The organism is Halobacterium sp. R2-5 (assembly GCF_011734195.1).
GTDB lineage: Archaea > Halobacteriota > Halobacteria > Halobacteriales > Halobacteriaceae > Halobacterium.
In genome coordinates this window covers 1-686 of sequence record NZ_JAANTH010000005.1, presented here as the reverse complement: position 1 = coordinate 686, position 686 = coordinate 1, and the positions used below count along the sequence as shown (strand labels likewise).

Annotated in this window: 1 protein-coding gene; it reads right to left on the bottom strand. The window is 64.9% G+C overall.

Annotated features, from left to right (window positions below):
• The coding region (locus G9C83_RS15900; RefSeq protein WP_167247775.1) for a fumarylacetoacetate hydrolase family protein at positions 1-686 on the bottom strand (686 nt) is incomplete at both ends.

The window sequence follows — 686 nt, the reverse complement described above, 5'->3', positions numbered from 1 at the left end:
TGGCCGCCCTTGGTGACGTGGACGTCGTCGAAGCGGAGGTCGCGTTCGGTGACGTCGACGAGCATGCGGCCGACGTCCTCGATTTCGGCGTCGATAGTGTCGCCGTCGGAGAGTTCGCTGACGCCCTCGGGGGTGCCGGTGGTGATGACGTCGCCGGCTTCGATGGTCGCGCCCAGGGAGGCGTACTCGACGACGTCCGCGCAGGTGTAGACCATGTCGCCGGTGTTCTCGTACTGCTTGCGGTCGCCGTTCAGTTCGAGTTCCATCTGGAGGTCCTGGGGGTCGTCAATCTCGTCGGCGGTGACGACCGCTGGGCCGATGACGGTGAAGGTGTCGTAGGATTTGCGGTTCGAGCGGTCCTGGTCGCCGCGCACGGAGATGTCCAGGAGAATCGTGTACCCGAAGATGTGCTCCCAGGCGTCCTCGGCGTCGACGTCTTTAACGTCGTCGCCCATGACGAACGCGAGTTCGATTTCGTGGTCGACGCGGCGGTCCGAGAACGGCAACTCGACGCCGTGGTCGGGGCCGACGACGCTCGACGGCGCTTTGAGGAAGTAGCCTTTGTCCTCGATGCTGAACCACTCCTCGGTGGTGATGTCGCGGTCGGCGAGGGCCTCCTCGATGTGGTTTTCGTAGTTCAGGGGTGCGGCGATAACCTTGCCGGGGCGTTCGACGGGGGAGCCGAG